The sequence below is a fragment of the Geothrix fuzhouensis genome (assembly GCF_024609325.1).
In the GTDB taxonomy this organism is placed as follows: domain Bacteria; phylum Acidobacteriota; class Holophagae; order Holophagales; family Holophagaceae; genus Geothrix; species Geothrix fuzhouensis.
In genome coordinates this window covers 802,030-808,299 of sequence record NZ_JANHMQ010000002.1, presented here as the reverse complement: position 1 = coordinate 808,299, position 6,270 = coordinate 802,030, and the positions used below count along the sequence as shown (strand labels likewise).

7 protein-coding genes are annotated in these 6,270 nt (G+C 66.7%); 4 read left to right on the top strand and 3 right to left on the bottom strand.

Annotation, left to right across the window (positions count from 1 at the left end):
* Positions 1-220: 220 nt before the first annotated feature.
* The 3 genes from NOV74_RS10980 to NOV74_RS10970 are packed head-to-tail and all read left to right on the top strand — an operon-like array spanning position 221 to position 2,264.
* Complete coding sequence (locus NOV74_RS10980; RefSeq protein ID WP_257312237.1) at positions 221-853, top strand: RNA polymerase sigma factor; 633 nt, start codon at positions 221-223, stop codon at positions 851-853.
* A complete protein-coding gene (locus NOV74_RS10975; protein WP_257312235.1) occupies positions 850-1,431 on the top strand; it encodes an anti-sigma factor family protein in 582 nt (193 codons plus the stop codon). Before NOV74_RS10980 ends, NOV74_RS10975 begins: the two co-directional genes overlap by 4 nt.
* Entirely contained in the window at positions 1,428-2,264 is an 837-nt protein-coding gene (locus NOV74_RS10970) for a hypothetical protein (protein WP_257312233.1), read from the top strand. Before NOV74_RS10975 ends, NOV74_RS10970 begins: the two co-directional genes overlap by 4 nt.
* Before the next feature lie 149 nt (positions 2,265-2,413).
* Here the strand turns inward: NOV74_RS10970 and NOV74_RS10965 are convergent, their stop codons facing one another.
* From NOV74_RS10965 to NOV74_RS10955, 3 genes are all read right to left on the bottom strand, one after another.
* Complete coding sequence (locus tag NOV74_RS10965) at positions 2,414-3,190, bottom strand: inositol monophosphatase family protein (protein WP_257312231.1); 777 nt, start codon at positions 3,188-3,190, stop codon at positions 2,414-2,416.
* Between the two features lie 239 nt (positions 3,191-3,429).
* Positions 3,430-4,905, bottom strand: a complete 1,476-nt coding sequence (locus NOV74_RS10960) for an SDR family oxidoreductase (protein ID WP_257312228.1) — start codon at positions 4,903-4,905, stop codon at positions 3,430-3,432.
* Entirely contained in the window at positions 4,902-5,570 is a 669-nt protein-coding gene (locus NOV74_RS10955; RefSeq protein WP_257312226.1) for a Dph6-related ATP pyrophosphatase, read from the bottom strand. Before NOV74_RS10955 ends, NOV74_RS10960 begins: the two co-directional genes overlap by 4 nt.
* 60 nt (positions 5,571-5,630) lie before the next feature.
* Here NOV74_RS10955 and NOV74_RS10950 point away from each other — a divergent pair, with 60 nt between their 5' ends.
* A complete protein-coding gene (locus tag NOV74_RS10950) occupies positions 5,631-6,176 on the top strand; it encodes a NifU family protein (protein ID WP_257312223.1) in 546 nt (181 codons plus the stop codon).
* Positions 6,177-6,270: the final 94 nt, after the last annotated feature.

Here is a 6,270-nt window from a genome sequence, read left to right as displayed (position 1 = left end):
CGGCCACGGGCGGGGCGTCGCAGAACGCCCCGCTAATGAACGCAATCATGGGGAGGGGAACAGAGGTGCGGAGGAAAGCGGAGAGACTGAGCAGGTCTCTCTCCGCTTTCCCCCGCACCTCGGCTTTCCTCCGCTTCTTTTATTCCGCTCTCATTTCCGGATTTCGGATCAACACTTTGCCTACTTCACCGGTATGGATAGGTGAGGGAGGAACTGTGACGTGTTCCCGGGAACCCAGGCCGTGCTGATGGAGGAGGGGCTTTCGCCCCTTCCAGAGGCTCCGGCGGCGGACCCGCTGGAGCACTTGGTCCGGCGCATCCGCTCGGGCGAAGTCGAGGCGTTCGAGGACCTGATGGCCCGCACAGAAGGCCGGATCCTGGCCCTGGCCTGGCGGATGCTCGGGGACCGGCACCTGGCCGAGGATGCCGCCCAGGAGACCTACCTGCGCGTGTTCCGGTCCCTGAATTCCTTCCGGCTGGGCGAGCGCTTCGAGGCCTGGCTGATCCGCATCGCTGTGAACGTCTGCTGTGACCTCGCCCGGAAGCGGGGCCCCGCGCCCGCGCCAGTGGAGTCCCTGGAAACGCTTGAGGGGGATGCCGTGCCCATGGGCGCTGAGGAGGCCGTTCTGTTCCACCAACGCCGCACCCTGGTCCGGCAGGCCGTGGCCGCGCTTCCCCCGGCCGAACGCGCGGCTCTCGTGCTGCGCGACCTGGAAGGCCTCTCCACGGAAGAAGCGGCCCGCATCCTGGGGGTCCGCCCCGTCACCGTTCGTTCCCAGGCCGCCTCGGCCCGCGCCAAGGTGCAGGCCTTCTGTGCCCGGCGAATGAAACCCACACCCGGAGGACGTCCATGACCACCCATGTCCTCGACCAGCTACCCCTCTGGGTCGGGGGCGACCTGGAGGCGGCGGAGATGGCCGCCGTCGACCGCCACATGGAGGGATGCCCCACCTGCCGCGCGGCATCCGAAGACCTGCGGGCCAGCCAGGCCTGGACGCAGGAGGCCATGGCGTCGCCCTTCGGGGCCGCCGACCACGCGCGGCTCCGGCGCGCGGTGATGGATCGGGTGGTGGTCGAATCCCGCCCGCGGCCACGCTCCCCGCGGATGCGCCCCTCCCTCCTGGCCGCCGCGGCGGCATTGCTCCTGGCCAGCCTCACCTGGGCCCTGCACCAACCCCGGCCGGCGACCCCCGTTCCCGTGACCGGACCCGCGGTGCCCGCGCCCGCTCCCCAGGACCCGAAACCCGCCCCGCCCCTGCCCCACCCGGCCTTCGCCCGTGTCGCGCCAGCCCCGGCCCGCGCGGAACCTCCAACCACCCCCACAGGCCCCACCCGCATCGAATTCCAGACCGCCGACCCCACCATCCGCATCATCTGGCTGGCCCAGGCCAAGCCCCTTCCTGAAACCGAATCATCCACGGAGAAACCATGAGCGTTCGCCTCGCCCTCGCCCTCGCCACCCTGATCGGCACGGCCCCCCCCGCCTTGGCCCAGACCGCCACGCCGCCTGCCGCCGCCCAGCCCAAGGCCCCTGAACCCGATCCCGATCCCGCCATGCTCCGCGCCATGAAGAGCAAGGTCTTCGTGGTTCAGCACTGCAGCCCACTCTGGCTGGTCAACTCCCTTCGCGCTCTAGGCAGCGGAACGCGGGGGGCCCTGCTCAACTCCACCGAAATGGGTGGCCTCAATACCGTCAGCGTCCGGGATTTCCCCGAAAACCTCGCGGCCATCGAAGAGGCGATCAAGCGGCTGGATGTGCCCTCGACCGCACAGAAGGCCGCTGATGTGGAACTGACCCTCCACGTGCTCTTCGCGTCCAAGGGGCCGGTTCCCGAGGCGGGGCTGCCGGCGGATCTCCAAGTGGTCGTGAAGCAGCTCATGAATACCCTCACCTACCGCGGCTACGCGTTGGCCGCCAGCTTCGTCCAGCGGGTCGGCGTGAACGGTAACCAGGCCACCTACGGTCGCGGACAACTCGAAGGCAACGCCCTGACGCCTGGGGAAGCCACGGGTTCTCCTCTGCTGTTCGCGGATTGGGAATCCGACCGGGTCATGAGTCTGGAGTCTGAAGCCGCAAAACCGGGGCGCTACTTCCTCCGGAAATTCTATTTCCTGCTCCGGGAGCGGCGCGGCGCTGAAAGCCTGGAATTGGCTCGAATGGGTTCTGACATCAATTTGAAGGAAGGCGAAAAGGTGGTGGTCGGCACCTCGGTCGTGAAAGGCCGCGGAATCATCGTCGTGATCAGTGCCAAACGAGTTGATTAGCGATCATTTTCAGAAACCAAAGCGTCCATAAGCGGAGGATCGCGGAGCGGCTGAGGAAAGCGGAGAAAAGATTTCTGGATAGCTGTTCCTCCGCTTTCCTCCGTTCTTCAGTCTTTCTCCGCTTACGTCACGCCTTTCCATGACGCCGTTCAACCCTTCAGTGTTTCCAGCAGGTCCTTCGCCACGCATGGTGTTCCCGTCACCAGGCTCCCGCTCTGGAACCAGGTCTGCCCACCTTCCCAGTCAGTGATCACGCCGCCAGCCTCCTGCACCAGCAGGGCGCCGGCGGCGATGTCCCAGGGCTTGAGGCCCAGCTCGAAGTAGCCGTCGAAGATGCCGCAGGCCACATGGGCCAAATCCAGGGCGGCGCTGCCGGCGCGGCGGATGCCCTTGGCCCTCGGAAAGACGCGGCCCAGGGCGGCGTTGAAGGCCGGCCAGCGCTCGCCCAGCTGGAAGGCGAAACCCGTGGCCAGGAAGGCGCCGTCCAGACCCGCCTGCTGCGATACGTGCATGGGCTGGCCGTTCCAGGTGGCGCCCATGCCCCGCACGGCCAGGAAACAGTCCTCCCGCAGGGGATCCAACACGCAGCCCACCACCGGGCCCTCGGCATCCCACAAGGCCACGGACACGCACCAGTGAGGGAAGCCCTGGACGAAGTTCAGGGTGCCGTCCAGAGGATCGACAATCCAGCGGCGCTCGATGTCTCCGGAAGCTCCGCCCTCCTCCCCCATGAAACCGTATTGCGGGAAACGGAAGTCCAGCTCGGCCTGGATGGCCGCTTCGGCGGCGCGATCCGCTTCGCTCACCACATCGTTCTTGGTCTTTTCGGTGATGGTGGCGGGATCGAGCTTCCGGAAAAACCCAAGGAGCACCTTCCCTCCAGCCTGGGCCGCGGCCAAGCAGGCATCGCGTTGCGCGTCGTACATGGTCACCACCCCGGTTCGATTGTCTTATGGATTCCTGCAACCATCCAAAAGCCTTGCTGGTCACGGAAGGCACGGAATGGAAGGGAGGACACGGAAGGGTTCGTGCTCCACGCTGCGCCAGTGCCCTCCGGGGTGCAGCCCGCCCTTTCGGAGCGGCCGCCCATGCCCTTTTCCGTGCATTCCTGCTCTCTTCCGTGACTTCTGTGACCAGCGCTTTGCTCTTTGAATCCTGATAAAAATCACCTGCCCGCCTCGGCCCGTTTTTTGAGCGCCCGGATCATGCCGGGAAAGACAAACAGGTGGAACGGGAGCATCGCGTACCAATAGATAAGGCCCAGCACACCATGAGGCTCGAAGAAGGCCATCTGTTCCAGGCGCGAGCCCGCCCCTTCCGGTCGCACCGTGAACTGGAGCCAGGCATGGCCGTCCAGCTTCATCTCAGACCGCAGGCGCAGGAGGCGGTCATCCTCGACGGCCTCCACGCGCCAGAAGTCCACGGGATCGCCCACGCGGAGCTGCCGTGGATGACGCCGCCCGCGGCGCATGCCCATGCCCCCGAGGAGGCGATCCAAAAGGCCCCGGATCTGCCACAGCCAATTGCCGGCGGGCCAGCCGTTTTCCCCGCCCAGGGCGCAGAAAGTGTCGAACACCACGTGTGGCGGGGCCTTGACGTGCCGGTGGTGGCGTTCCAGGAACATGCCCTCGTGGGAACCGAGGACCTGCTCCTCCTGTTCGCGCGAAAGGCTCGTGGCCCAGGTGGTTTCCACGGCATCCTCGTCCAGGCGCTGCAAGGCCAGGGCCAAGGCCTCCTTGTAGGCCATGGGACGCACCCGGAAGACTTCCAGAGCCCTAGGGTCCTGGACCACCACCTCGGTGGTCATCCCCTCGATCAGGGGCTTGGCCAGTTCCAGGGGGATGGGCGTGACGAGATCCACCCAGAGCACCGAAAGGATCGGGAGCGGGACATGCATGGGCACGATGATGCGGCGCAGACCTCGCGCCTCGGCATAGCCCAGCATCATCCGCCGGTAGTCGAGGATGTCCCGGCCGCCGATCTCGAAGATGCCCGTGATCTCCGGGTGTTCCAGAGCTTCGATGAGGTAACCCAGCACGTTGCGCACGCCGATGGGCTGGCACCGTGTGTTCACCCAGCGCGGGGTGATCATGATGGGCAGACGTTCGGTGAGGTGACGGATCATTTCGAAGCTGGCGCTGCCGCTGCCGACGATCACGGCTGCCCGGAACTCCAGCACTGGCACCCCCGTCGACCCCAGGGCAGCCCCCACTTCCTGGCGGCTGGCCAGATGCTCGCTGCGGTGGTGCGTGGGATCCCCCAGCCCCCCCAGGTAGATGATCCGTTGCACACCCGCCTTGGCGCAGGCCGCGGCAAAGATGAGGGCATGACCCAGGTCCCGTCCCCGGAAATCCGGCCGGTCCTCACCCATGGCGTGGACCAGGTAGTAGGCCTGTGTCACGCCCTTCAGGGCCGCCTCCAGCGAAGCCGGGTCTCCCACGTCGCCCTTCACGGCCTCCACCCCTGGCCAGGAGCGGCCGGCCAGGCGGTCGGGATTGCGCGCCATGCAACGGACGCGGTGGCCAGCGGCAAGCAGCCGGGGCACCAGGCGCCCCCCGATATAGCCCGTGGCCCCAGTCACCAGGATGAGCGGTTTGCCGGGGTCCATCAGGCTGGCGCCGGTGGCCTGGGAAGCGCTCATGCCGGCACCAGATCCGCGAAGATGAAGCCGTCCCGTTCCACGACGTCGCCGCGCTGGACCGGCACAGGATGTTGGAACATGGGCCCATCCCAAGCGAAGCTGTGGAACTCGCCCCGCTCGCCGCAGGGATCCACTCCAGCCGGCAGATCCGCCAGCAGCTGGGCGTCGAAGTCCCGGCCGGCGAAGGACGCAGCCAGAGCCCGGGGGTCCACGCAGGTCAGGGTGGCCTTCAGGCCTGCAGCCAGCATGCTGCGGGCGAGCGAGGCGGTGTCCGAGTTCCAGATGGGGAAGCGGGGCTTCAGGCCCGTGCCTGCCAGCTTCTGGATGCGGTATTCCCGCACGTCCTCCAGAAACAGGTCGCCGAAGGCCATGACCTCGATCCCGTCCGCCACGGCCCGGGCGCAGGCCTGGGCCATGAGCGCCTCGTAGGCCTCGTTCGGGCAAGGCCACGGCAAGGGCACCTTCCAGAGCGGCAGGCCCGCGGCCTCGGCCTGGGCTTCCAGCAGGGCCTCCCGGACCCCATGCATGGCCACCCGTTCAAAGGCGGCGTTCGTGGTGGTCAGCAGGCCCACCACCTCCACGTCTTCCGATTGCTGAAGGATATGCAGGGCCCAGGCGGCGTCTTTGCCGCTGGACCAGCTGAGAAGGGCTTTGGGTCGGGTCATGACCTAAGGATACGTATCGAAAATCCTGACAGATTTGGTAAACTTTGCTGGGAGCCTTCCATGCCCAAGGTCATCAACATCGAACCCACCCCCAATCCGGACGCCCTGAAGTTCCTGGTGCATCCGGCGATCCTCAAGGCCGGCTCCCGGTCCTTCAAGGATTTCGGCGCGGCGGTGGGGGATCCGCTCGGCTCGGCGCTGTTCGCCCTGGGCAAGGTGACCTCCGTGTTCTACATGGACCGCTTCGTGACGGTGAACAAAGAGCCGTCGGCCGAATGGACCGACCTCATCGACCCCATCTGCGAATCCATCGAGGATCTGAAGCTGCCGGAGAACGACACGGGTGATGCCGCTGGTCTGACGCCCGGCGGCGACGCCGACGCCACCCTGGAGCGCATCAACCAGCTACTGGACACCCGGATCCGCCCAGGTCTGGCCGGGGACGGCGGCGGCCTGGAGGTCATCTCCTTCGACGGCCAGACCCTCCAGATCAGCTACCACGGCGCCTGTGGCTCCTGTCCCTCCTCCACCAGCGGCACCCTGCGCTACATCGAGGGGTTGCTGCAGGAGGAAGTGAGTCCCAGCATTCGCGTTGTGAGTTGGTGAAATGCCCGTGAGAGGACTGGCCCCATCCCCTATACGGCACCTCGGTCACGGCCGCAGGCCGTGCCGAGTGGAGATCAGCCCGAGCCTCCGCGTG